This is a genomic window from Minwuia thermotolerans (assembly GCF_002924445.1).
In the GTDB taxonomy this organism is placed as follows: domain Bacteria; phylum Pseudomonadota; class Alphaproteobacteria; order Minwuiales; family Minwuiaceae; genus Minwuia; species Minwuia thermotolerans.
This window is the reverse complement of record NZ_PIGG01000036.1, coordinates 1-23601: the sequence shown is the minus strand read 5'-3', so window position 1 is coordinate 23601 and position 23601 is coordinate 1. Positions and strand designations below refer to the sequence as shown.

Sequence of the window (23601 nt, the reverse complement as noted above, 5' to 3'; positions counted from 1 at the left end):
AGCGGTCAGGTCGAGGGCACGATCAACAAGCTGAAGCTGCTCAAGCGCCAGATGTACGGCCGGGCGAACCTGGACCTGCTGGAAGCCCGCCTCATGAGCGCGGCGTAGTCGCCGCGGAAATGCACGAAAATTGAGTCAGAGCCACTTTTGCAGGCCGGTTCACAGCCGGAGCCGGTTTCAGCGGCGCAAAAAAATACCGAGTCAGAGTCTCCGCGTCGTCCGGCATGCGATACAGCTCGGGCGAGCGCAGATAGTCGATACAGAGCCCGAGCATGTAGGCGTAGAGCGCGAGCGCCAGAGCACGCGGTTCCCTTGCGGTGGTCATTCGTTCTGACTTCTGCAGCCTGCTGAAGAAGCGCGTCAATGATTTGGTCGCGTGTTCCTTTGAGGCGCGCTCTCGATCGATGAGACTTCCCATATCCTCCGTGTATTCGCACTTCAGCAGCAGGACCGTATACACCCGCTGCAACCGTTCGTTTCTGTGGACTTCGACAAGGTAGGTCGCGCAAATGCGCTCCAGATCCTCGAGCGTGTCCGCGCTCTCAACGATCTGATAAAAGGCGCTCTCCATCGGCATCCGCACCCGTTCCACAACTGTGTTGAACAGGTCCGACTTGTTGTGAAAGTGCCAATAGACCGCGCCTCGCGTCACGCCAGCGGCGCGCGCAATCTGGTCGAGCGTGGTCCGAGAGACGCCGCGTTCGAAAAACACCCGCTCGGCAGCATCAAGGATGCTTTCGCGGGTCTCCAAAGCCTCTTCTTTCGTTCGTCTCAATCCACTCTCCCACTTATTCGGTGCTATTGTACCACCCCACCGCTCCAAACATCCTCCATACTAAAAAAATCATTTACATACGTTTTTGTATGTATATTATTGCTAGAGCGAATGCAAGCGGCCAATGCTCACGGACAATCGGCAATTCAGCACATCCTTGGCCACCGGGGCTGAGGAGGGCTGAATGTCGGCGATCCAATTCAAGGAGTCTTTTATGGAGCGAACTCGTACATCTGGCATCCTGCTGATGTTAGCGGCGGTCTTGCTGCTATTGGCCGCATGCGATGATGGTGCCAATCAGTCGAGCGCCGCACCGGCTCCACCGCCGCCGCCGGAAGTGGGGATTGTTGAGTTGCAGCCCCGGCGCGTGACCCTGTCGATGGAATTGCCGGGGCGGACGGCGGCTTACCGCATCGCCGAAGTGAGACCGCAGGTAACGGGCATTTTGCAGGAACGGCTCTTCAAGCAGGGTGCCCAGGTGAATACGGGCGACGTCCTCTACCAAATCGATCCCAACCGTTACCGCGCCGCGTACCAAAGGGCTGAAGCCGAACTGGAAAGCGCGCAGGCCGAGTTGCGTCAGGCGCAGCGGGTATGGGCGCGCGACTCGAAGCTGTTTGAGAAGAATGCGGTAAGCGAGCGTCAGCGCGACGAGGCGCTGTCGGCGTTGGATGGTGCGCGTGCGAATGTTTCACGCTCCGAGGCCATGGTGGAAACTGCGCGTATCGAGCTGGAGTATACCGAGGTCAAGGCTCCCATCACCGGACGCACGGGCCCGACACTGTATACGGTCGGCGCACTGGTGACCGCCAATCAAGCCCAACCGCTGGCGCGCGTGGTGCAGCTCGACCCGATCTATGTCGATATCCAACTGCCGGTCGAAAAGCTAAGACGCATACGCGATGCGCTGAAGGGTGGGCGTTTGGCCAAGGCCGGTCCCGATCAGGCCGAGGTCGTTTTGTTGCGCGAAGACGGCGCCGTGTACCCTCACCGGGGACGCGTCGACGTAACGGATGTGACTGTCAACCAAAGCACAAGCTCCGTCACCGTCAGGGGCGTGTTTCCCAATCCGGATGAAGACCTCTTGCCCGGGATGTATGTACGCGTCCAGCTGAGCGAGGAGGTTCGCGAGGACGCGATCCTGGCGCCTCAGCAAGGCGTAAGCCGCAACCCGCAGGGAGAGGCCACGGCGCTGCTGGTGAACGCCGAGGGCGAGGTCGTGAAGCGCCAGCTTGAGACAGCACGGGCGATCGGCGGTTTCTGGCTGGTGGAAAAGGGCCTGGAGCCGGGTGATCGTCTGATCGTCTCCGGCCTGCAAAAGATTCGCCCCGGTGCCAAGGTCAAGCCGGTCACGGCGGATATTCCATTGCACCCCACCAGCAACCGGCAAACCGGCGGCACGGACAGTTCGACTACGGGCTCCTCCAAAGAAGAGGACCCCGTGCGATGATCAATTTCTTTATTTCCCGGCCCGTTTTCGCCTGGGTGCTGGCGATCGTCACCATGCTGGCCGGCATCATGGCGATCTTTGTTCTGCCGATCCAGCGGTATCCCTCGGTGGCGCCGCCGGCCGTGGATATCCAGGCGGATTATCCCGGCGCATCGGCGGACACCGTTTCCAACACGGTGGTTCAGGTCATCGAGCAAGAGATGACCGGCCTCGACAACCTGCTCTATATGAGCTCGACGGCCGATTCCTCGGGCCATGCTACGGTTACCCTGACCTTTGCGGCCGGCACCGACCCGGACATCGCCCAGGTCCAGGTGCAGAACAAGCTCAAGCTGGCCGAGCCGCGACTCCCCGAGGTGGTGCGCCAGCAGGGGATCAGTGTCGAGAAAGCCAGCACCAGCTTCCTGATGGTGATGGCGTTCGTCTCCACCGACGGCCGCCTCAGCAAGCTGGATCTCTCCGATTTCATCAGTTCCGAGTTGGCCGAACCCATCGGACGGGTGACTGGTGTCGGCAGCGTGCAGGTTTTCGGCTCTGAATATGCGATGCGGATTTGGCTGGACCCTTCGGCTTTGACCAACTACGGCCTGACCGTCGCCGACGTGAGTGCCGCCGTCGAGGCGCAGAACGCCCAGGTCACCGCCGGCCAGCTTGGCGGGCTGCCCGCGGTCGAGGGCCAGCAGCTCAATGCCACGGTCACCGCCCAGACTTTGCTCACCTCAACCGAAGAGTTCCGCAACATCCTGCTCAAGAGTATGCCCGACGGCTCCCGGGTACGCCTGGGGGATGTTGCTCGCGTTGAGCTGGGCGGCGGTGCGGTCCAGATCGACACCTTTTATGATGGCGAGCCGGCATCGGGGTTGGCCGTCAGTCTGGCTCCGGGCGCCAATGCGCTTTCCGTCACCGAAGCTGTCAAGGCGCGTGTCCAGGAGCTTCAGCCGTACTTTCCCGAGGGTGTCGAGGTTCGGTATCCCTACCAGACCGCGCCCTTCGTGGAGGCCTCCATGGAGGCGGTGGTCGAAACGATCATCGAGGCAATCGTGCTGGTGGTTCTGGTCATGTTGGTGTTTCTCCAGAGTTGGCGGGCCACCCTGATACCGGCGATCGCGATCCCGGTGGTGCTGCTCGGCACTTTTGCGATCATGGCGGCCTTCGGCTTTTCCATCAACATGCTCACCCTTTTCGGTCTCGTATTGGCGATCGGCCTTCTGGTGGATGACGCCATCGTGGTGGTGGAGAATGTCGAGCGGGTGATGCACGAGGATCGCCTGAGCCCGATGGAGGCGACGCGCAAGTCCATGGGGCAGATCGCCAGCGCGCTCGTCGGCATCGGTGTCGTGCTGTCGGCCGTCTTCATTCCCATGGCCTTCTTCCCCGGCTCCACGGGGGCGATTTACCGGCAGTTTTCCTTGAGTATTGCCGGCGCCATGGTTCTCTCGGTGCTGGTCGCCCTGATCCTGAGCCCCATGTTGTGTGGCCGGGTGCTGAAGCCCGCCCACCATAGAACCTTGCTGCAAAGGTTGTTCGGCTGGTTCGAAGCGGGGTTGGGGCGCCTGACCCGGGGCTATGTCCGACTGGTTGGCCATACGGCGCGCCACGCCTGGCTCTACACATTTGCGTTCCTGGGCATCGTCGGCCTGGTGGCCGTTCTCTTTGTGCGGTTGCCCGGCGGGTTCTTGCCGGCGGAGGACCAGGGGTTCGTCTTGGTGCAGTATCAGTTGCCCGCCGGTGCGACCCAGCAGCGCACGATCGATACCATGGAAACGATCGAGAATTACTTTCTGGAGCAGGACGCGGTGCAGGGGCTCTTTACGATTGCCGGTTTCAGTTTTGCCGGCCGGGCGCAGAATGCGGGACTGGCATTCGTCAATCTCAAGCCCTGGAGCGAACGCGATCCCGAGACGCAAAGCGCCGACGCTATCATTCAGCGGGCGAACCAGGCGCTTTTCGGCCTGGTGCGCGACGGGCGCGCTTTCGCGTTCAACCTGCCGCCGATCCCGGAATTGGGGCAGGCACTGGGCTTCGAGTTGCGCTTACAGGATCGCGGCGCCATCGGGCATGAAGCGCTCATGGGGGCTCAGGGTCAATTGCTGCAAATGGCGGGCCAAAGTCCGGTTCTCACCAATGTGCGTCCCAACGGCTTGACTGACAATCCGCGCTACAAGGTCGACATCGACCACGAAAAGGCGCAAGCCCTCGGCATATCCCTTGCCGAGATCAGCCGGCTGCTGTCCGTGACCTGGGGCTCGCAATACGTCAACGACTTTCTTCATGAGGGCCGCGTCAAGCGCGTGTATCTCCAGGGTGATGCCCCATACCGGATGCTGCCGGAAGACTTCGACGCGTGGTATTTGCGGGCCGCCGATGGCGACATGACGCCCTTGAGCGAGGTGACGAGCGGGCGCTGGGGGTATGGCTCACCGCGTCTTGAACGCTTCAACGGCGTTCCGTCGCGCCAGATTCAGGGCGAACCGGCGCCGGGCTACAGCACCGGCGAAGCCATGGCCGAGATCGAACGTTTGATCGCTCAACTCCCGGAGGGTGTGGCCGGGGCCTGGAGCGGCATGTCCTACCAGGAACGCCAGGCCGGCGCCCAGGCGCCGCTGCTCTACGCGCTTTCGGCATTGGTGGTGTTTCTTGCGCTCGCCGCGCTCTATGAAAGCTGGACGATCCCGATTTCGGTCATGCTTGCGGTTCCGCTGGGCGTGCTTGGGGCGGTGCTCGCGGCCATGGTTCGGGGCCTGCCCAACGACGTGTTCTTTCAGGTCGGAATCCTGACCACCGTCGGCGTGACCGCGCGCAACGCCATTCTTCTCGTGGAGTTCGCGCGCGCACTTGAGGACAAGGGTATGGGACTGATCGAGGCGACCGAGGAAGCCGCGCGCGTGCGCTTGCGGCCCATCCTGATGACATCGGTCGCCTTCAGCATGGGTGTGGTGCCGCTGGCTTTCGCCAGTGGCGCCGGTGCCACCACACGTATCGCCATAGGCACGGCGGTTCTCGGCGGCATGATCTCGGCAACGATTCTGGCCACGTTCTTCATTCCCCTGTTCTATGTGGTCGTCCGCCGTATCACCGAATTCTTGCGCCGCCGCATATCCGGTGACGGGCGTCTGGCGTCCGCGCCCCCCGAACGGTCAGACGGAGGTGCGGCTGATGACCAGTAAGATATTGCTTGCCGCTGTGATTGCGCTTTCACTTGGCGGGTGCTCACTCGCGCCGGGTTTCATGAAACCTGAAACGCCGGTACCGGAAAACTGGTCTTCGGCGCGGCTCGCGGCGGCAGAGAAAATTTCCACCGACTGGTGGCGCAGCTTCGACGATCCGGCGCTCGTTGCCCTTGTTGAAGAGGCGCTCGGCGCCAACAACGACCTGCAACTTGCCGCCGCACGCGTGGCCGAGGCGCGGGCGCTTCTTACCGGGCAACAGGCGGAACGGTATCCGCTTCTGGAGGTCGAGGGCGCCGCCGTGCGCCAGGAGCCGAGCGAGGAAACCGATACCGCGGGGACCCGCGGTATCACCGATACCGCGGGGACCCGCGGCGGCCAGCCCTTCAACGATCTGCAAGTCAGCGGTGTGCTGTCCTACGAGTTGGATCTATGGGGGCGGCTGGCGAACGCCAGCGAAGCGGCGCGCGCCCGGCTCTTGGCCAGTGCGGCCAATCGCGAGGCCGTGCGTCTCGCAGTCATTGGGGAGGTGGCCAATGGCTACTTCAACTTGCGCGCGCTCGACCGTCAGATCGAGATCGCGGAGCGCACCATGGCATCCCGCCGCGAATCGGTGGCCTTGCAGCGTACCCGGTTCGAAGGGGGCGACGTTGACGAATTGGCCCTGCGGCAGGCCGAGTCCGAGCTCGCTGCCGCCGAGTCCGAGCTTCCGAGGCTTCGCCAGCAGCGAACCCGCCAACGCAATGCCCTGGCGGTCCTGCTGGGTCGAAATCCACACCGGATCATAAAGGATGATATTACCGTGGCGGATGCGATCGATGCGATCAATGCCCCGGCCAGCGTCCCTGCCGGACGGCCCGCCGATCTAATCGTTCGGCGTCCCGATATCGCTGCCGCCGAGCAGGAATTGGTGGCCACCAACGCCGAGATCGGCGTTGCCCGCGCGGCGTTCCTGCCCAGGATTTCGTTTGTCGGCCTGCTCGGCCTGCAAAGCGCGTCTGGCGGCGACCTGTTTCAGGGGTCCGCGTCCGCTTGGCAGTTGGGCGGCTCGCTGGTCGGGCCGTTGTTGGACTTCGGCCGCGCCGAGGCGTTGGTGGATCAGGCGGAGGCACGTCAGCGCCAGGCTCTGATCACGTATCGCCAGACCATTCAGACAGCTTTTCAGGAGGTGCTCGACGCGCTGGCAGGAATGCGCCGCGCCGAGGAGCGTCTGCAAGCGCAGGCTCGTCAAGTGGCGGCGCTGCGAAGCACCGCCGAACTTGCCCGGCTGCGTTTTGAAGGCGGGATTTCCAGCTACCTGGAAGTACTGGACGCCGAGCGCAGCTTATTCACAACCGAACTCGACCTTGTAGAAACGCAGCGCGACCGTTTGCAGTCGACCGTCAATTTGTATCGCGCCCTGGGCGGTGGTTGGCAGGGACCGTCAAACGCGCAGGCTGTTACGGGATCGATGCCGAATTCTGCCGACATTCCCCAAGATCAGCACGAATTTTGATGATGGGCAGGAAATCTGGTCAAAAACTGACAATGAAACAGTTCATTAAAGCAGGTATTCAAGGCGTCGCCGCTGCGATTGTCATTGGACTGGGCGTTTAGGCTTGGTGGCATTTTCAACCGCAGGACTTGCCCGATGGATTCGCCGCCGGTAACGGCCGGATCGAGGCGGTCGAGATCGATATCGCGGCCAAGACCGCGGGCCGGATTCGGGAGATCCTGGTCAACGAAGGCGACTTCGTCCGTGCCGGCCAGGTCTTGGCGAAAATGGACACGGCCGTCCTGGAGGCGCAGTTCCGGGAGGCCGAAGCGCATCTGCGGCGGGCGCTCATCGGCATCGAGACCGCGCAAAGCCGGGTGACCCAGCGCGAAGCCGAGAAGCAGGCCGCCGAGGCGCTGATAGCCCAGAGGAAGGCCGAACTCGACGCCGCGCAAAGGCGGGTCGCGCGCTCGGAGGAACTCTCCCCACAAGGCGCCGTCCCCGTCTCGAAGCTGGACGACGACCGCGCCGCCTTTCAGGCGGCGAAGGCTGCGGTCGGCGCCACGGAGGCGCAGGCGGCGGCCGCGCAAGCCGCCATAGGGGAAGCCAAGTCGGATGTCATTGCCGCGGAGGCCGCGGTGGAAGCGGCGCGGGCCACCATCCAGCGCATCCAGGCCGATATCGACGACAGCGTGCTGACGTCGCCGCGCGACGGCCGCGTCCAGTACCGCGTCGCCCAGCCCGGCGAAGTGCTCTCTCCCGGCGGCGTGGTGCTGAACATGGTCGATCTCACCGATGTCTACATGACCTTCTTCCTGCCGACGGAACAGGCTGGGCGGGTCGCGCTCGGAGCCGAGGCGCGGCTCGTGCTCGACGCCGCCCCGCAATACGTGGTCCCGGCCGCAATCTCCTTGGTCGCGGACGTCGCGCAGTTCACGCCCAAGACGGTGGAGACGGAAGATGAACGCCAGAAGCTGATGTTCCGCATCAAGGCGCGGATCGCCCCGGACCTGCTCAGAGAGCACCTCCTCCAGGTCAAGACCGGCCTGCCGGGCATGGCCTATGTGCGGCTCGACCCGCGGGTCGATTGGCCGCCTGAACTGCAGACGAGGCTGCCGCAATGAGCCGGGATGTAAATGCACAGATCGCGGATGGCGGGGGTGCTGCCGCGCCGGTTGCCCGCCTGCGGGATGTGTCCCTGCGCTACGGCAAGGTGCGTGCGCTCGACGAGGTCACCATCGACATTCCGGCGGGCTGCATGGCCGGGCTGATCGGCCCTGACGGGGTCGGCAAGTCGAGCCTGTTGGCGCTGATCGCGGGCGCCCGCGCGGTCCAGACGGGACAGGTCGAGGTGCTCGGCGGCGACATGGCCGATGCGCGCCATCGCCGCGGAGTCGGCCCGCGCATCGCCTACATGCCGCAGGGCCTGGGGCGGAACCTCTATCCGACGCTCTCGGTGTTCGAGAACCTCGACTTCTTCGGGCGCCTGTTCGGGCATGACGGCGGCGAACGGGCGCGCCGCATCGAGGCGCTGACCGAGGCCACCGGGCTCAAGCCGTTTCTCGATCGGGCGGCGGGCAAGCTATCCGGCGGGATGAAGCAGAAGCTCGGCCTCTGCTGCGCGCTGATCCACGATCCCGACCTGCTCATCCTCGACGAGCCGACCACCGGCGTCGATCCACTCTCACGACGCCAGTTCTGGGCGTTGATCGCCGGCATCCGTCGTTCCCGGCCCGGCATGAGCGTGCTGGTGGCCACGGCCTATATGGAGGAAGCGGCGCGCTTCGACTGGCTGGCGGCAATGGACGGCGGGCGGGTGCTGGCCAGCGACACGCCCCAGGGCCTGCTGCGGAGCACGGGGGCGGATTCGCTGGAGGCGGCCTTCATCCGGCTGCTGCCGGAAGACAAGCGCCGGGATTATCGGGCGGTGGAGATTCCGCCGCGGCCGGCAGACGATGGCGATAGCGCGATCGAGGCCCGGGATCTGACCATGCGCTTCGGCGACTTCACCGCGGTCGATCATGTGAACCTGCGTGTCCCACGGGGTGAGATCTTTGGTTTTCTCGGCTCCAACGGCTGCGGCAAGACCACGACGATGAAGATGCTGACCGGCCTCCTGCCGCCGAGCGAAGGCCGGGCCTGGCTGTTCGGACACGAGGTGGACCCGCACGACCTCGCGACCCGCCGCCGCGTCGGCTACATGTCGCAGTTCTTCTCGCTCTACACCGAACTGACGGTGCGGCAGAACCTGGTGCTGCATGCCCGGCTGTTCCACGTGCCCGCTGCCGAGATTTCAGGGCGCGTGGACGAAATGGTTGAACGCTTCGATTTGACCGCCGTGGTGGACAGCCTGCCGGGCCGGCTGCCCCTCGGCCACCGGCAACGCCTGTCGCTGGCGGTCGCCATGATCCACAAGCCCGAGATGCTGATCCTCGACGAGCCCACCTCGGGTGTCGACCCGGTGGCGCGCGACGCCTTCTGGCGCATGCTGGTCGAGCTGTCGCGCCGCGACGGGGTGACCATTTTCATCTCCACCCACTTCATGAACGAGGCCGAGCGCTGCGACCGCATCTCGCTGATGCATGCGGGCCGGGTGCTGGTCACCGACACGCCGGCGAATATCGTGCAGCAGCGGGGCGTGGAGACCCTGGAAGAGGCGTTTGTGGCGCACCTGGAAGAGGCGTCGGAGGAGGGCGAAGCCGCCGAAAGGCAACCAGGTGGGACAGCTTCGCTCGATTCGGTTGACGCGTCGGCAGGCCATGTCGAACCGCAGGGCTGGCGGCGCCAGTTCGACCCCCGACGCATAATCAGCTATGCCCGGCGCGAAGGGTTGGAGCTGCGCCGCGATCCCATAAGGCTGACGCTGGCGCTGCTCGGCAGCGTCATCCTGATGTTCGTGATGGGCTATGGGATCAACCTCGATGTCGAGGATCTCACCTTCGCGGTGCTGGATCGCGACCAGACCACCGTCAGCCGCGACTATACGCTCAACCTCGCCGGCTCCCGGTACTTCGTCGAGCGTGCGCCGATTACCGGTTATGCCGATCTCGACCGGCGAATGCGCGAAGGCGACATCAGTCTGGCGATCGAAATCCCGCCGGGTTTCGCGCGCGACATCGCCCGGGGCCGGCGCGTCGAAATCGGCGCCTGGATCGACGGCGCCATGCCGACACGGGGGGAGACCGTCCGCGGCTATGTGCAGGGGATTCATGCCCACTGGCTGGCGACCAGGGCGCGCGAGGCCGGCTACGGCGAGGCTTTGGCGGGGCTCGTCAATATCGAGACCCGGTTTCGCTATAACCCTGACGTCAAGAGCCTGGTGGCGATGGTGCCGGCGGTGATCCCGCTGCTGCTCATGCTGATCCCGGCCATGCTCGCGGCGCTCAGCGTGGTGCGCGAGAAGGAGCTCGGCTCGATCACCAACTTCTACGTTACGCCGACGACGCGGCTCGAATTCCTGCTCGGCAAGCAGTTGCCCTATATCGTGCTGTCTTTCCTGAGCTTCCTGCTGCTCACGCTGCTTGCGGTGACCGTCTTCGGCGTGCCGCTGAAGGGCAGCTTCCTGACGTTGGCGGCGGGTGCGCTGCTCTATGTCGGCGCCGCGACGGCCGTGGGGCTGCTGATCTCCACCTTCATGCGCAGCCAGATCGCGGCGATCTTCGGCACGGCGGTGCTCACCATCCTGCCCGCGGCGAACTTCTCGGGCATGATCGACCCGGTCTCGTCCCTCGAAGGGATGGGCCGACTGATCGGCGAGATCTACCCGACCACGCATTTCCTGACGATCGCGCGCGGCACCTTCTCGAAGGCCCTCAACTTCTCCGACCTGCATGCCGCCTTTCTCCTACTGGCGCTGGCCGTGCCGGTCCTGATCGGGCTGTCCGCCGCGCTGCTCAAGAAGCAGGAGCGGTAGTCCATGCGCCTTGCCAATATTCTCCATCTCGGTGTCAAGGAGTTGCGCAGCCTCGTCCGCGACCCGACCATGCTGGTGCTGATCGTCTACGCCTTTACCCTTTCGGTCTACACGGCGGCCACGGCCATGCCGGAGACCCTCAACAAGGCGCCGATCGCGGTTGTGAACGAGGACCGCTCGCCGCTGTCATGGCGCATCGTCAGCGCCTTTTACCCGCCATACTTTGTTCTCCCCGAGGTGATCGACCAGGCCGAGATGGACGCCCGCATGGATGCCGGCCTCGACACCTTCGCCCTCGACATCCCGCCCAATTTCCAGCGCGACCTGCTGGCGGGGCGGCGGCCAACGGTCCAGCTCAACGTCGATGCCACGCGCATGAGCCAGGCTTTCACCGGCAGCGGCTATATCCAGACCATCGTGAGCGACGAGGTGCGAGCCTTCGCGCAGCGTTATCGCGAGGTTCCGGAGTTGCCGGTCGATCTGGCGCTCCGGGTACGCTTCAACCCCCAGCTCAACAAGTCGTGGTTCGGCGCCATCATGTAGGTCATCGACAACGTGACCATGCTCTCCATCGTCCTTACTGGCGCGGCGCTGATCCGCGAGCGCGAGCACGGCACCGTCGAGCATCTGCTGGTCATGCCGGTCACGCCTTTCGAGATCATGAGCAGCAAGGTATGGGCGATGGCGCTGGTCGTCCTTGCCGCCACCGCCTTCGCGCTCACCGCCGTCGTGCAGGTCTGGCTGTCCGTGCCGATTCAAGGCTCGCTCGCGCTGTTCCTGGCCGGGGCGGCGCTGCATCTGTTCGCGACCACCTCGATGGGCATCTTCCTCGGCACTGTCGCCCGCTCCATGCCGCAGTTCGCCCTGCTGCTCATGCTGGTGCTGCTGCCCTTGCAGATGCTCTCTGGCGGCTCGACGCCGCGCGAGAGCATGCCGGAGGCGGTGCAGTACATCATGCTCGCCGCGCCCAACACACACTTCGTGATGCTGGCCCAGGCGATCCTGTACCGCGGCGCGGGCATCACGGCAGTCTGGCCGCAGTTCCTCGCCATCGCCGCGATCGGAGCGGTCCTGTTCGGCTTCGCGCTCGCGCGGTTCCGTCGCACCATCAGCACCATGGCTTGAGCATGCAAATGAGACAGGGACAAAAGGTCAGGACACCCTCGCCATTGAGAAGATGGTTGACCACCTTGGTGGTGGCTGCCGCAGGTTCTGTAGGGTCTCTTCCGGCTGTTGCGGCCGACGAGACGGAAACCGGCACCCTGAGCCTGATCTTCGAGAACGACCTCTTCTACGGCACGGACCGCAACTACACGAACGGTGTGCGCGCCTCCTGGCTGTCCGGCCCGGACGGGACGCCCGACTGGACGCTTGGCGCGGCCCGCTGGTTCCCGTTGTTCCCGGAGGGCGGCACCGTGCGGACGAGCTATGCCGTCGGACAGAACATGTACACGCCGGACGACGTCGCGCTGCGGAACCCGCCGCGCGACGACCGCCCCTATGCCGGCTGGCTGTACGGCTCGGTCGGGCTGATCGCCGAGACCGGCCGTCGGCTCGACCAGCTGGAGCTCACGCTCGGGGTCGTCGGACCGGCCTCGCTCGCCGAGCAGACGCAGACGCTTATCCACGAGATCACGGGCTCGCAGGAGCCGCGCGGATGGGATACCCAGCTTAAGAACGAGCCCGGTGTCGTCCTGACCTACCAGCGCAGCTGGCGCGGCTTCGTCTCGCAGTCGGTCTCCGGCTTCGGTTTTGACGTGACGCCACATGCTGGCGGCGCCCTCGGCAACGTCTTCACCTACGCCAACGCCGGGATGATGCTGCGCTTGGGCCAACGCCTGCCGCTCGACTATGGCCCGCCGCGCATCCAGCCCAGCTTGCCGGGTTCGGGCTTCTTCGTGCCCCAGGACCGCTTCGGCTGGTACCTGTTCGCCGGCGTGGAGGGGCGGGCGGTCGCGCGCAACATCTTCCTGGACGGCAACACCTTCAAAGACAGTCGCAGCGTGGACAAGGAGCCGCTGGTCGGCGACCTCCAGTTTGGTATCGCAATGACCTGGCGCAAAGTGCGCCTGAGCTACACGCACGTGCTGCGCACGCGGGAGTTCGAGACCCAGGACGAGGCCAACGATTTCGGGGCCTTCAGCCTCTCGGTACGGTTTTGACCCTTGGCCGCGAAAGTGTTCGCAGTGCGCCCGGACCGCTCCAGCCGCTGCTCGATCCACCTGTCGGACAGCCACAGCAGCAGCGTCCCGGCGATGATCAGCAGGGTGATGGCGAGCAGCAAGATGCGGTTCATCGTGCCAGTCTAATACCAACGGCAGAGATTATCGACCTGCATGGGCCCATTGCCTCAGGCCGATTGAGGTGATGGTTTCGGGCTGAGCAACGAGGCGGTTCCAAGGGCTACCGGCCCACCCATAGCGGCGAGGTTTCAAGTCCATATCTTGACTTGGAAAGAAGCCCCACCGTAGGGGTGGGGCTCCAGTCGTCGATTGGGGCCGGTTAGGCCGCAGGCTTCAACGGCTTCGGAGCCATACGCTGACCCTCAAGCCACTTGTTGAATTCGGCGCGGTCGATATAGACCCGGCCACCGATCTTCAGCAGCGCGGGCTTCAGTCCATTCGTTTCCGCATGGAATATCCACCAGCGCAACGTGTGCTCCGTGATGACCGGCGAATCCTGTCAACGCCGGACTAAAAATGCATCAGCCGGCCGGACTAAAAATGCATCACTTGTGATCGAGAGAGGGCCCCTGCAGGGGCCCTCTCTCGATTGCGCGCCGTTCAGTCCTGAGCGGTGTCTTTTGATCGCCCCTGCGCCTGCTTGAGACGGTAGCTTTCGCCGTTCATCTCAAGGATATGGACGTGATGCGTCAGCCGGTCGAGCAGCGCGCCGGTAAGGCGTTCGGAGCCGAAGACGGACGTCCATTCGTCGAAGGGCAGGTTGCTCGTGACGATGGTCGAGCCGCGTTCGTAGCGCTCGCTGAACACCTCGAACTGAATAGCCCCTAGATTCGTAGACGCCTTCTTCCCTAATTTTGAGGCTGGGGGGCGATGATGGACAACGCCAATTTCAGCGACGATTTCAAACGGGACGCGGTGGCGCAGATCACCGAGGGAGGCTATCAGGTCGCGGAAGTTTCGAAGCGGCTAGGCGTCAGCCAGCCCAGCCGCGAATGCGGACGGCGCCCGGCTATTTCTTCGATGTTCTGCGCAGCGCCCGCAGCAGCTTCCCGTCGGGCGGCGGTCGGCGCACGAGGCGGAAGTGCGCATCGCGCTGGCGTATCCACAGGGTGCCGTCGGCGGCGAAGGCAAGTGGACGAAGCCCGGTCGTATGCGCCGCAACCTCCCGCTGGAGCGCGCAGGTCGAAAGGTCGAAAATCCGAACGGAGTTCTGGTCCGCCACGGCAAGCCGGGTGCCATCCCGACTGAACGCAGCCGCTTCAGCGCGGCTCCGGTGCAGCGAGGGACAAAGCTTCTCCTGCTCGCCTTCGCCCTGCCCGTAGGACAGGAGCGTGAGTCGCTCCTGGTAGGTCGAAACGAACGCGCGCCGCAATGGATCGTCGGCGCGCCAGTATTCCCATGTCGAACCCGGGGTTTCGGTCGTGAAGTTGGTAAACTCGCCGGTAGCCAATGTCAGAATGCGGGGGGGCACGTCGAGATCATGGAAGACCACGGCGTGCGTGGCCGAGCGTGTTCCGCCACCGGGAAAGCTCACATGGCTGACAGAGCGGACATCGGCCGGCAAGTCGCCTGCCTGCAGCAGTTTGCCGTCCGTGCCGACGACCGAAAGCTCGACCGGCACGGACGGTCGGTGTGCGTAGTCATGACCGATCATCAGCGCCCGGCCATCGGGCGCCGGGAAAAGCGCGGCGCTCTGCGCCCTCCGCCTGTCCACGAGGTCCGGAGTGTAAGCAGCGGCGGTGTCCAAATCCTCAATCGGCAAACGCAGCAGGCTGACCTGGCGGGTTTCCGGAGATTCCGGTGAATCGGTCTGAACGAGCCAGAGCACATCATGCGCAAAGGCCGTATCCAGAATCCTCGCGCCTTCGGGCGGGGAAATAGTGCCATGCGCGGTGCCGGTTTCAGCATCGATCACCCGAACCGCGCCATCCTGCAGCGAAAGAACTGCCATCCCGGAGCGCGCAAGAAGCCGCAGGGGTTGCATCCTGTCGGGGCCGGCCCGGGCCACCCCGTCGACCCGCAGCACCGCCTCCCCGTTCTTGGTCCGCCAGAGCTTGAGCCTGTTTCGAAACGTTTCGGGACAGCCCGGAAAACCGCAATCGAACGCCTGCGCTATGCCAACCATTCGGCCATCATCGAGCAGCACCGGCGCAACATTGCGATTTACCTCCTGCTGGCCGTCGGGTACGGGTGCCAGTGCAAAGCGAATGCGGGGCGAGAGCGCATTTCCGTCCGCCGTGAAGACCTTCACGAAAAATCCGTCGTCTTCCGTCCGGAAAATTGCTGCAATGGTCGTTCCGTCGTCGCTAACGACCGGCGGGGAGACAGGGATCAGTTCGGGCGCGAAGGCCGGCGCTTGCGGCACCGACCAGCGGCGAACCGTGCCGTCCTCTCCGCCCGACCAGAGTGCCCGCGCAGTGCCGTCGAGCCAGAGCGCCTGCACCTTGCCTTCGTGGCCGGCGAAATCCCCGACCGGCTGAAACGCGGCGCCGTCATGGACGGTGATCGTGTCGCCGGTTGCGCAGGCCGAGATCTTCGCATCAGCGTCGATCGTCCAACCGTCGGTTCGGGCGTGAAGCGTCAGACTGTCGACTAGGGTCTGGCCGCAGCCTTCGACAACGCGGGCCATGCCGTTGGGCGTTCTGAGTTCCGCCTGCGATTGCCAGTCCCTCCAGAATTTCGGCAAGGCCCAGAGATCGCGCGCGATCGGCACAATTCCGGCAGGGTATGCCTTGCGCAATAGGTGCGCCTCCAGCGGCTCGGCCGTTGTCGCGTCCCAGACCTGAACACACCAGTCGCCGTCGCCCAGGGGCCGGGCGTGGGAGATGTGCATCCGGTCGGGAGAGAGCGTGACGCTGTCCTGCCGCTCGGGATCCGCAGCGCCCGCGTCCGGACAGGCGGCCGTGCCGTCGGCCGAAACCAGCGACGTGACGGGGCCTTCGCCGATCTGCCAGACGGCAAGCGCCTTGCGGCCGTGGCCCCACGAGAGAAAGAGCGTGTCGTCATCGCCGAACCCCGGCGACACATGCAGGTCTTTCCCGATCAGCGTGGTGGTGGTGGCGGTGACCTCGCCCACGTCATCGCCCCGGGTCAGATCGACCACGCCCAGCGTCGTCTGGTCTCCCGGCCCGGTGTGGTAGGAGGTCACAAAGGCCCGAGTTCCACGGGGCGAGAGTACCGAGTGCCCGAACCATTTCGAGGCGTTCAGTTCGACGTTGCGCGAAACCTTCCCCGTGTCCGGGTCGATCACGCTGGCCGACACGTCGTTGGCCCAGGTGCCGTCGTCTTTCTGCCGCTCGGCGTTGCGGACCGCAAACAGCATCCCGGACGCACCGAGGGGTTCGAGAAGGGTGTCCGGCGGATGGCTGGCATGCGGCTTTCCGGTATCCCGCTCGATCACGCGTATTGCGCCGCTTGCCAGAAACACGGCAAGTCGCCCGGCCGGCGTCGGGCGCAGCGCCGTCACCGGTTCTTCGAACTGCGCGAGCGATCCGAGCGCCGTGCTGTCGGCCATTGCCCGCCGCAGCGCCGCCAAGGCTTCCGGAACGACCGGTCGCTCGGGATTCTCCAGGCTGGCGGGAAGGGCCGCATCCAGAAACGCGATTGCATCGGAGCGACGGCCTTCGTCCATCGCAGCCTGCGCCTGGCCGGCGAGGCGCGCGGACTGTTCCGCCAATTGCCGCATTTCGGCCTCGCGCACCATATAGACACCGGCCGCCACGGCGACCGCAGCTACGCAAGCGGCCGCCCCTGCAAGGATGCGCCGCCTTGTCCTGCGGCGTTTCTCGCGCTGCCAGAGCGTGTCGAAATCAATACCGACAAGTCCTGCGGCCAGCCGCGCGACAAGGCGAGGGAAACTGTCTTTCGCGGCATCCGGGGCCAGTGGCTCATCGGCTTCGGCTGTCAGGTTGCCATCGGCATTCACGCGGCGCAGGAGCGATGGGGGAAAGCAACGCTCTTCCGGGGCCTCGGCGTCGGGTCTGCCCGCAACGATGACGGCAAAGACCTTCGCCTCAGGGCCGCGGCTTTTGAACTTGCGGATCTCGGCATCGACCCATTTCGATCCCGCCGAGTTCGGGCTGCAGATCACGACGAGCGCAGCACTATCCTCGATCGCCCGTTCCAGCGCGGTGCCGAGGCTCGGCGCGCCAGCCAGTTCGTCGTCGTCGCGGAAGAAACGGCCAAGTTTTCGGCCCGGGTGCGGTCCCTCAGGCAGGCCCACGGGTAGCCGGTAGCGTTCGAGCGCACGGTGAATGCGCATCGCCCAAGCCTTGTCCTTCTGACTGTAGCTTATGAAACCGGCATAACGGGGCGCCGCCGTCCCGTCCGGTCGCTCTTCCTTTGCCGTCATGGCGCGGGCGCCCCTCTGTCCTGACGGTGTCAACCTAGCCAATGCCCGGCGCTGCGATAAACCGAATTTTGAAATCCATGCCACTGGTTTGGCCGGAGATCGCCCCGCACCTCCGGGTGTCCGTCGTGAGGAGAAATGAGGCAGCCGGGTTGGTCTTCCAACGGCGCAACCGGACGCTTGGAACGCCAGGGTCAGCGTGTCGGTGGCGTCACCGGGCGGCTGTGCTTCAGCGAGGCGGATACGAGGCGGACCACCGCCGAGCCCAAGCCGTCCGTGCCGGGGCTCCGCCTCCGGGCGGGCTGTTGAGCGGTCGTCGGCGACGACATTAATAACAGTATAGAACTGTATAAAAATATTCTTTGTTGTGTTTGATCGTGAAATCATGCCAAACACGAGCATGCTCCGGCGACGGACGGGCCGTTTCACGACACGAAGGAGAAAGCGATGTCGACGGATCTTAAGACCCTGATCGCTGAGATCCAGGAGAGCTTCCGTAGCGAACCGGCCAAGGCGCTCGCGCGCTTTGAGAGCCGCTCGCGCTTGCAGGACGGTCTCAGGACTGAGGCGACGCTGCGCCAGCATCGCGTCGTCGTCGACGAGCCGGAAGCGCTGGGCGGCAGTGATGCCGGGCCAAACCCGGTGGAGCTGGTGCTGGCGGCGCTCGGCACCTGCCAGGAGATCACCTACCGCGCCTTCGCCAGCGCACTCGGCATTCCGCTGGAAGAGGTGAGCGTCGAGCTGGAGGGCGAACTGGACCTGCGCGGCTTCTTCGCCGTCGACGATGGCGTGCCGGCGGGCTACCGGACGATCCGCGGCACGGTGCACCTGAAGTCGTCGGCGTCGCAGGAGGAGTTGGAGAAACTGCGCCAGGCGGTCAACGCGCACTGCCCCGTGCTCGACACGCTGACGAGCCCGGTGAAGGTCGAGCTCGGCCTCGCCGCCGAGAACCCTACGCGGGCCGCCTGAGCGCTGCCGACGGGCGCGTTCACGTGTCGTCGCCGCGCTGTCCGGCGCCCTGCTCGCAGGCGTGCGCCGTCTTTTCTGGTACGTCACACCGTACCAGTCGAAGAACCGTTAGATGGCGCTCAAGGCCATTCGCTCGCCGTGCGACCGTTCAAGGCGCCCGGCGATCTCGGCGAAGGTCCAGAACCATCTGCGAGTGCCGGATCAATCCTCCTCAGATGTTGGAGTGGGCCCCTGGGGCTGGACGGTCAGAGGACCCGGTCTGGGTGCACAATCTGCGCGCCCACCCCGACGTCGAGCTCCGCGACCGCACCGAGGTCTGGCCGATGCGCGTCCGCGAGGTGCCGGAAGGACCTGAGCGCGAGCGGCTCTGGGCGGCGGCGGCCGAGGCTTTCCCACCCTATGACGCGTACCAGGCGAAGACCTCGCGCCGGATCCCGGTATTCGTCGCCGAACCCGCCTGACCGCGGAGCCTCAGGTCTTCGGGGTCAGCACCACGATCTCGCGCCGGACGAAGCGCCAGTGCTCGCCGCGGCGGGCGAGTTCGTCGCGGTAGACGCCGCGGAGCTGGACGAGCCGCTTGCTGCGGCGGGTAACGGCGTCGGCGTCGAAATAGGTCTCGGCGGTGGCCCGCTCGCCGTCGATCCGGATCGCCGGGGCGTAGATCAGGTGGCGGAGCTCGTCGACGGGGTCGCGCATCTTCGCGATCCTGAGAACGCCGGCGCAAAAATCCCTCACTGAAGCGGCCGGATTGTCTGGTTTCGCCGGAGTAAAACTCCATCAGTGATGACCCTTTGCGATTGCCTGCGAAGGGCGGGGGATGAAGGACGTGGATCTATATGCGCGCGTGCGGCACGCGGTGATGATCGAGGGGATAAGCAAGCGGGAGGCGGGGCGACGGTTCTCGATCGATCCGCGGACGGTCGACAAAATGCTGCGGTTCTCGATCCCGCCGGGTTATGTGCGCAAGCGTCCGCCGGCGCGTCCGAAGCTCGATCCGTTCGTCGGCGTGATCGACGCCATCCTGGAAGAGGACAAGAGCCGCCCGAAGAAGCAGCGTCACACCTCGAAGCGGATCTTCGAACGGCTGCGCGACGAGTACGGCTTCACCGGCGGGATCACGATCGTGAAGGACTACATCTGCGGCGCGCGACAGCGCCAGCAGGAGGTCTTCGTGCCGCTCGCCCACCCGCCGGGCCATGGGCAGGCGGACTTCGGCGAGGCGCTGGCGCGCATTGGGGGCGTGGAGCGCAAAATCCACTTCCTCGCGATCAGCCTGCCGCACTCGGACGCCTGCTTCGTCATAGCCTACCCGGCGGAGACGACGGAGGCCTTCTGCGACGGCCATGTGAGCGCCTTCGCCTTCTTCGGCGGCGTGCCGCGCTCGATCCTCTACGACAACACCAGGATCGCGGTCGCCCGGATCCTGGGCGACGGGAGACGGGAGCGCACGCGGGTCTTCAGCGAACTGCGCTCGCATTATCTGTTCGAGGATCGCTTCGGCCGCCCGGGACGTGGGAACGACACGGATGAGATTGAATAGCCCCTTTCTGCTCGGGCTGCGCAATTCTTCCGGTGTTCACAGGCGATCACGGATAGCGATCGGCTCTACGGCAGCTCATTGTCGCTCCCTGCCAACGACATCCTTGGCCTTGGTGCTAGGACCCGTTTTGCGCCACCCGGTCGTCATTCGTCGGTAAGAGTCCTCCGCCCCTTGCCCCCGTTGTCGCTCTTCGCGCCGCCGGGCCGCTATGTTGTAGTCGTATGAAGCACCTCTCTGGCCGCGCCGTGGCGGATACCCGGCGCGCAACTCGAGATCACGAAGCTTCTTCGCGTGCAGCGACGGCCGCACCCAGCTGTAGTCCTCGCCCTTGGTCAGCAGATGCCAGACGATCACCGCCAGCTTGCGCGCGACGGCGACGGCGGCGACGTGATTGCCGCGTCGAGCGCGGACACGCTCGTAGAAGGCGCGCAACGGTCCGGGGCTTCGCACCGTTTGCCAAGCCGCCTCAACCAGGAGATGGCGCGCATTCGCGCGACCCCGCTTGGCGATCCGCCAGTGATAGGCGGGTCCTGCCCCGGATTGATGGACGCTCGGGTTGAGACCGATATAGGCGACCAGCTTGTCGGGAGCGTCGAACCGTTCGATTTGTCCAATCGCAGCCATGAGGCCGACGGCGACCACCATGTCGACGCCGGGGATCGTCATCAGCCGCGTGACGTTCGGATCCGAGAGGGCGGCGCGGGCGATGTCGCGCGCCACAGCTTTCAGCGCTTCGCTCAACCGGTCGTACTCCTCGATATGGCGATCGACGGCTTCCCGCTCATCGTCCGGCAGGTACTGGCTTTGCAACCAACTCCGCCCCTTGCGCCCGAAGATATCGGCGACCGGGCAAGAGGGAACCAGGTTGGCGTGCAGGATAGACTGAACGATGGACTTCAGCCGGACCCGTTGCCTGACCAGCTGGGTGCGCCGCGTCACCTGGCGTCGCCGCGCCGACGTCTCGGCGTCTGGGATCCAGACCTCGGGCAGGAAGCCTGCTGCATAGAGCTGGGCGAGAACGCGTGCGTCGATCGCGTCCGTCTTGATCTTCGCTTTTGCAATCAGATGCACCTGCAGCGGGTTCGCCACCGCCACTCTCGCCACATAGGGCGCGAGCACATCTGCACGGGTTTCACCGTCGGGTGGAGGGAGAGTTCCTCCATCCGGCCGGCCTTCATGGTGTTGACGCCCCGGTACTCCCAGACATTGGTCCGGTAGCGACCGTGCTGGCCGAGCTCGAAGGCGTTGACGTGCGGCGTAGAGCCCGACTTGAAGACGAAGACCAGCTCGTGGCGGGAACGGTAGAAGGCGCCCATACCGCCATTGTCCTTGGCCCAGACGACGAGGTTCTTCATCTCGTCGTAGACGGCCTGGCCGGCGTCCAGGACCTCCTGCATGTGCCGCCAGTCCATGCAGACATAGTGGATGGACCCCTCCATGGCGTGGTCGGCCATATTGCGGAACGCCGACTGCAGAAAACCCGTGAACTCGGAAGCCGACATCTCGCCCGAGGCCATGGCGAACTCCCGGTGGCGGGTCTTGCCCAGCCCGCTCACATGGCCGTTGATGGCGACGTTGTAGGGCGGGTCGGTGAAGACCATGCGCGCCTTCTCGCCGTCCATCAGGGTCGCGACCACGTCCCCGTCGAGGCTGTCGCCGCAGACCAGGCGGTGTGGACCCAGCTGCCAGAGATCGCCCGGGCGACAGACCGGCGGGCAATCGTTTTCCGTAGGCAGCCGGTCGTCATCGGGGTTGCCCGCCTCCTCGGGCGCCAGCCCGTCGACAAGCCCGTCGATCTCGGCGATCGAGAACCCGGTGACGCCCACGTCGAAGTCCAGGTCGCCGATCTCGAGCAACGCGCCCAGTTCCTTCGCCAGCAGGTCCTCGTCCCAGCCGGCATTGAGGGCGAGCTTGTTGTCGGCCAGCACGTAGGCCCGTTTCTGCGCCTCGCTCATGTGCTCGATGCGGCGGCAGGGCACCGTCTCCAGGCCCAGCAGCTCCGCGGCCGCCATCCGACCGTGGCCGGCCAGGATACGCCCCTCGCCGTCGATCAGCACCGGATTGGTGAAACCGAAGGTCTCGATGCTGTCGGCGATCTGCCGGACCTGCTTCTTCGAGTGCGTCCGGGCGTTGCGTCGCCACGGCCGAAGCTGGCCCGGCGGGATGTATTCGATATCTGTCGTGGCCATCGCCACCTCCTGCGTCAAAATCGTTTCCGTATAACTAGGATGAACGATCCGATTTGGCAATACCACTGGCATGATCCCGTAAGATCCTGTAAACGGAAGCGGCAGACGGGAGGTGTCGACGATGAGCCTGGCAACGAGGATCGCCGCCCTGCGGCGGAAGAAGAGAGAGTCCCTGAACGACGTGGCGCAGGCCGTCGGCGTCTCGAAGGCCCACATCTGGCAGCTGGAGCGGGGCGAGGCGTCGAATCCCTCGATGGCCCTGGTCCGCCGTCTCGCGGACCATTTCGGGGTGACGGTGGCCTCCCTCGCCGGCGAGGACATCGACGCTCCGGACACCGACCCAGAGCTTGCACGCATGTTCCGCCAGGCCTCGGAGCTCGACCCGCAAGACCGCGACGTGATCGACGACATGATCCAGTCGTTTCTCAAGCGCCGGAAGGCAAAGGCCGGTGACGCCGGGGCCTGAAGACACGTCGCCTTCCCGTGGGCTGTCCGGGCTCTGCCGGATGGAGCTCGACGATGCCGGCCTCAACCCGGAGCGGATCGCGGCCGCGATCCATGACCAACTGGGCGAGGCAGGCGGGGCCGTCCCGGTCCAGGACATTGCCCGCCGGCTCGACATCACCGAGATCCGCGAGATGTCCTTCAACGGCGTCGAGGGCGTGCTCATCACCACGCCGGAGCGGCCCGACGGCATGATCGCGGTCAACGCGCGGTCCAGCGCCAAGCGCCGGCGGTTCACGCTGGCCCACGAGCTGGGCCACTTCCTGATGACGCACCACCGGATGGTGGGCCGGGACGGGTTCCGGTGTTCACGTTCCGACATGCTGGCCCGGGTCGAGCCCGGAGACGCCGCGACGGCCGGTCTGCACCTGGGCCAGGAGGCGGAAGCCAACCGCTTCGCGATCGAGCTGCTGGCGCCGGCACGGCGTCTGAAGCGGTACCTGCACCGCCCGCCCGACCTGGCGCGCGTGCTCGAGATCTCGGACGCCTTCGAGATCAGCCGCGAGGCCGCTGCCCGACGCTATGTCGAGCAACACCGCGACAACCTCGCGGTTCTCTTCGGCCATCACGGCCGGATCATCTACCTGCAGAAGGCCCGAGGATTCCCGTGGATCACCCGGGCCGCGGCGATCCGGTGCCCGGCCTGCCCGACGGAACTGCCGGGCTCTCGGAGATGGTCGAGGCCAACCCGGCCGACTGGCTCGACCGGGCGCCCGGCTTCGAGCTCGGCACCCAGGTCCTGCGCCAGCGCGACGACCGCTTCATCGTCCTGCTCCATGCCGAGATGACCGGCGACGCCGACGACGACACCGGCGGGATCGAGGACGCGGCGGCGCGGTTCAGCCGCTTCAACAGATGAGCTTCATCATTCGCTGATCCGGCGTTAAGCCTTCCCTGCCCTTCGCTGACCGCTATTTTCCCGACAGAGGCGAAACAGGCCTTCGAAACCCACAACGGTTCCGAGTGCCTCGGGACCAACAGAAAGAGTGAATATTTATGGACAAGAACGACGCCGCGAACGAAGCAACCAGCCGTCAGGACCTGATGGAGATGACCTCCGAGATCGTGGCGGCCTATGTCGGCCACAAC

General features: G+C 65.1%; 14 protein-coding genes and 5 pseudogenes. 13 read left to right on the top strand and 6 right to left on the bottom strand.

The annotated features are described in order from the left end of the window. Positions 1–91: 91 nt before the first annotated feature. Positions 92–775: a TetR family transcriptional regulator gene (locus CWC60_RS11815; RefSeq protein ID WP_125182773.1), complete on the bottom strand. Its 684-nt coding sequence runs from the start codon at positions 773–775 to the stop codon at positions 92–94. Positions 776–959: 184 nt separating this feature from the next. Between CWC60_RS11815 and CWC60_RS11810 the strand changes: the two genes are divergently transcribed. The 7 genes and pseudogenes from CWC60_RS11810 to CWC60_RS11780 all read left to right on the top strand — a co-directional run bounded on the left by CWC60_RS11810 (position 960) and on the right by CWC60_RS11780 (position 12941). Continuing rightward, positions 960–2225, top strand: a complete 1266-nt coding sequence (locus CWC60_RS11810; RefSeq protein WP_206419905.1) for an efflux RND transporter periplasmic adaptor subunit — start codon at positions 960–962, stop codon at positions 2223–2225. Beyond that, entirely contained in the window at positions 2222–5392 is a 3171-nt protein-coding gene (locus CWC60_RS11805; protein WP_109794207.1) for an efflux RND transporter permease subunit, read from the top strand. Before CWC60_RS11810 ends, CWC60_RS11805 begins: the two co-directional genes overlap by 4 nt. Then, positions 5382–6887, top strand: a complete 1506-nt coding sequence (locus CWC60_RS11800) for an efflux transporter outer membrane subunit (protein ID WP_109794209.1) — start codon at positions 5382–5384, stop codon at positions 6885–6887. Before CWC60_RS11805 ends, CWC60_RS11800 begins: the two co-directional genes overlap by 11 nt. 128 nt (positions 6888–7015) lie before the next feature. Then, positions 7016–7990 (top strand): HlyD family secretion protein, encoded by a 975-nt coding sequence (locus CWC60_RS11795; protein WP_206419904.1) that lies wholly within the window; start codon positions 7016–7018, stop codon positions 7988–7990. Next, positions 7987–10779: a ribosome-associated ATPase/putative transporter RbbA gene (rbbA, locus tag CWC60_RS11790; RefSeq protein ID WP_109794206.1), complete on the top strand. Its 2793-nt coding sequence runs from the start codon at positions 7987–7989 to the stop codon at positions 10777–10779. Before CWC60_RS11795 ends, rbbA begins: the two co-directional genes overlap by 4 nt. A gap of 3 nt (positions 10780–10782) precedes the next feature. After that, positions 10783–11904 (top strand): annotated as a pseudogene (locus tag CWC60_RS24330) (ABC transporter permease). Positions 11905–11969: 65 nt separating this feature from the next. Next, positions 11970–12941: a lipid A deacylase LpxR family protein gene (locus CWC60_RS11780; RefSeq protein ID WP_109794205.1), complete on the top strand. Its 972-nt coding sequence runs from the start codon at positions 11970–11972 to the stop codon at positions 12939–12941. A gap of 621 nt (positions 12942–13562) precedes the next feature. Here the strand turns inward: CWC60_RS11780 and CWC60_RS11770 are convergent. Further along, positions 13563–13862: pseudogene (locus CWC60_RS11770) on the bottom strand (ATP-binding protein); the annotation flags it as partial. Between CWC60_RS11770 and CWC60_RS11765 the strand changes: the two are divergent. Next, positions 13833–13940, top strand: a pseudogene (locus tag CWC60_RS11765) (transposase); the annotation flags it as partial. The pseudogenes CWC60_RS11770 and CWC60_RS11765 sit on opposite strands and share 30 nt — an antisense overlap. Before the next feature lie 31 nt (positions 13941–13971). Here the strand turns inward: CWC60_RS11765 and CWC60_RS11760 are convergent. Continuing rightward, entirely contained in the window at positions 13972–17313 is a 3342-nt protein-coding gene (locus CWC60_RS11760) for a TIR domain-containing protein (protein WP_164516507.1), read from the bottom strand. Positions 17314–17757: 444 nt separating this feature from the next. Here CWC60_RS11760 and CWC60_RS11755 point away from each other — a divergent pair, with 444 nt between their 5' ends. Together CWC60_RS11755 and CWC60_RS11750 are read left to right on the top strand one after the other, a co-directional pair. Continuing rightward, entirely contained in the window at positions 17758–18279 is a 522-nt protein-coding gene (locus CWC60_RS11755; RefSeq protein WP_109794202.1) for an OsmC family protein, read from the top strand. A gap of 23 nt (positions 18280–18302) precedes the next feature. After that, a complete protein-coding gene (locus tag CWC60_RS11750; RefSeq protein ID WP_109794201.1) occupies positions 18303–18740 on the top strand; it encodes a nitroreductase/quinone reductase family protein in 438 nt (145 codons plus the stop codon). 10 nt (positions 18741–18750) lie between these two features. On the opposite strand, the gene CWC60_RS11745 is transcribed toward CWC60_RS11750, so the two are convergent. Then, the gene (locus CWC60_RS11745) at positions 18751–18975 is read right to left on the bottom strand and encodes a nuclear transport factor 2 family protein (RefSeq protein WP_109794200.1); all 225 of its coding nucleotides are present in this window, start codon (positions 18973–18975) and stop codon (positions 18751–18753) included. Between the two features lie 121 nt (positions 18976–19096). On the opposite strand from CWC60_RS11745, the pseudogene istA reads away from it, so the two are divergent. Next, positions 19097–19816, top strand: a pseudogene (istA, locus tag CWC60_RS11740) (IS21 family transposase); the annotation flags it as partial. A gap of 78 nt (positions 19817–19894) precedes the next feature. On the opposite strand, the pseudogene CWC60_RS11735 reads toward istA, so the two are convergent. After that, positions 19895–20944 (bottom strand): annotated as a pseudogene (locus tag CWC60_RS11735) (IS110 family RNA-guided transposase); the annotation flags it as partial. Then, complete coding sequence (locus CWC60_RS11730; RefSeq protein ID WP_206419900.1) at positions 20881–22008, bottom strand: site-specific DNA-methyltransferase; 1128 nt, start codon at positions 22006–22008, stop codon at positions 20881–20883. The gene CWC60_RS11730 and the pseudogene CWC60_RS11735, both read right to left, overlap by 64 nt. A gap of 121 nt (positions 22009–22129) precedes the next feature. Here CWC60_RS11730 and CWC60_RS11725 point away from each other — a divergent pair, with 121 nt between their 5' ends. Beyond that, positions 22130–22474, top strand: coding sequence for a helix-turn-helix domain-containing protein (locus CWC60_RS11725; RefSeq protein ID WP_109794198.1), 345 nt, complete (start codon positions 22130–22132; stop codon positions 22472–22474). Between the two features lie 40 nt (positions 22475–22514). Next, the gene (locus CWC60_RS11720) at positions 22515–23300 is read left to right on the top strand and encodes an ImmA/IrrE family metallo-endopeptidase (RefSeq protein WP_109794197.1); all 786 of its coding nucleotides are present in this window, start codon (positions 22515–22517) and stop codon (positions 23298–23300) included. The last annotated feature ends 301 nt before the right edge of the window (positions 23301–23601 follow it).

Coding starts and splice junctions, on each gene's coding strand:
- CWC60_RS11745 (WP_109794200.1), bottom strand. CDS start 18,975: ATGCGCGACCCCGTCGACGAGCTCCGCCACCTGATCTACGCCCCGGCG.
- CWC60_RS11720 (WP_109794197.1), top strand. CDS start 22,515: ATGGAGCTCGACGATGCCGGCCTCAACCCGGAGCGGATCGCGGCCGCG.
- CWC60_RS11800 (WP_109794209.1), top strand. CDS start 5,382: ATGACCAGTAAGATATTGCTTGCCGCTGTGATTGCGCTTTCACTTGGC.
- rbbA (WP_109794206.1), top strand. CDS start 7,987: ATGAGCCGGGATGTAAATGCACAGATCGCGGATGGCGGGGGTGCTGCC.
- CWC60_RS11755 (WP_109794202.1), top strand. CDS start 17,758: ATGTCGACGGATCTTAAGACCCTGATCGCTGAGATCCAGGAGAGCTTC.
- CWC60_RS11725 (WP_109794198.1), top strand. CDS start 22,130: ATGAGCCTGGCAACGAGGATCGCCGCCCTGCGGCGGAAGAAGAGAGAG.
- CWC60_RS11805 (WP_109794207.1), top strand. CDS start 2,222: ATGATCAATTTCTTTATTTCCCGGCCCGTTTTCGCCTGGGTGCTGGCG.
- CWC60_RS11810 (WP_206419905.1), top strand. CDS start 960: ATGTCGGCGATCCAATTCAAGGAGTCTTTTATGGAGCGAACTCGTACA.
- CWC60_RS11760 (WP_164516507.1), bottom strand. CDS start 17,313: ATGACGGCAAAGGAAGAGCGACCGGACGGGACGGCGGCGCCCCGTTAT.
- CWC60_RS11730 (WP_206419900.1), bottom strand. CDS start 22,008: ATGGCCACGACAGATATCGAATACATCCCGCCGGGCCAGCTTCGGCCG.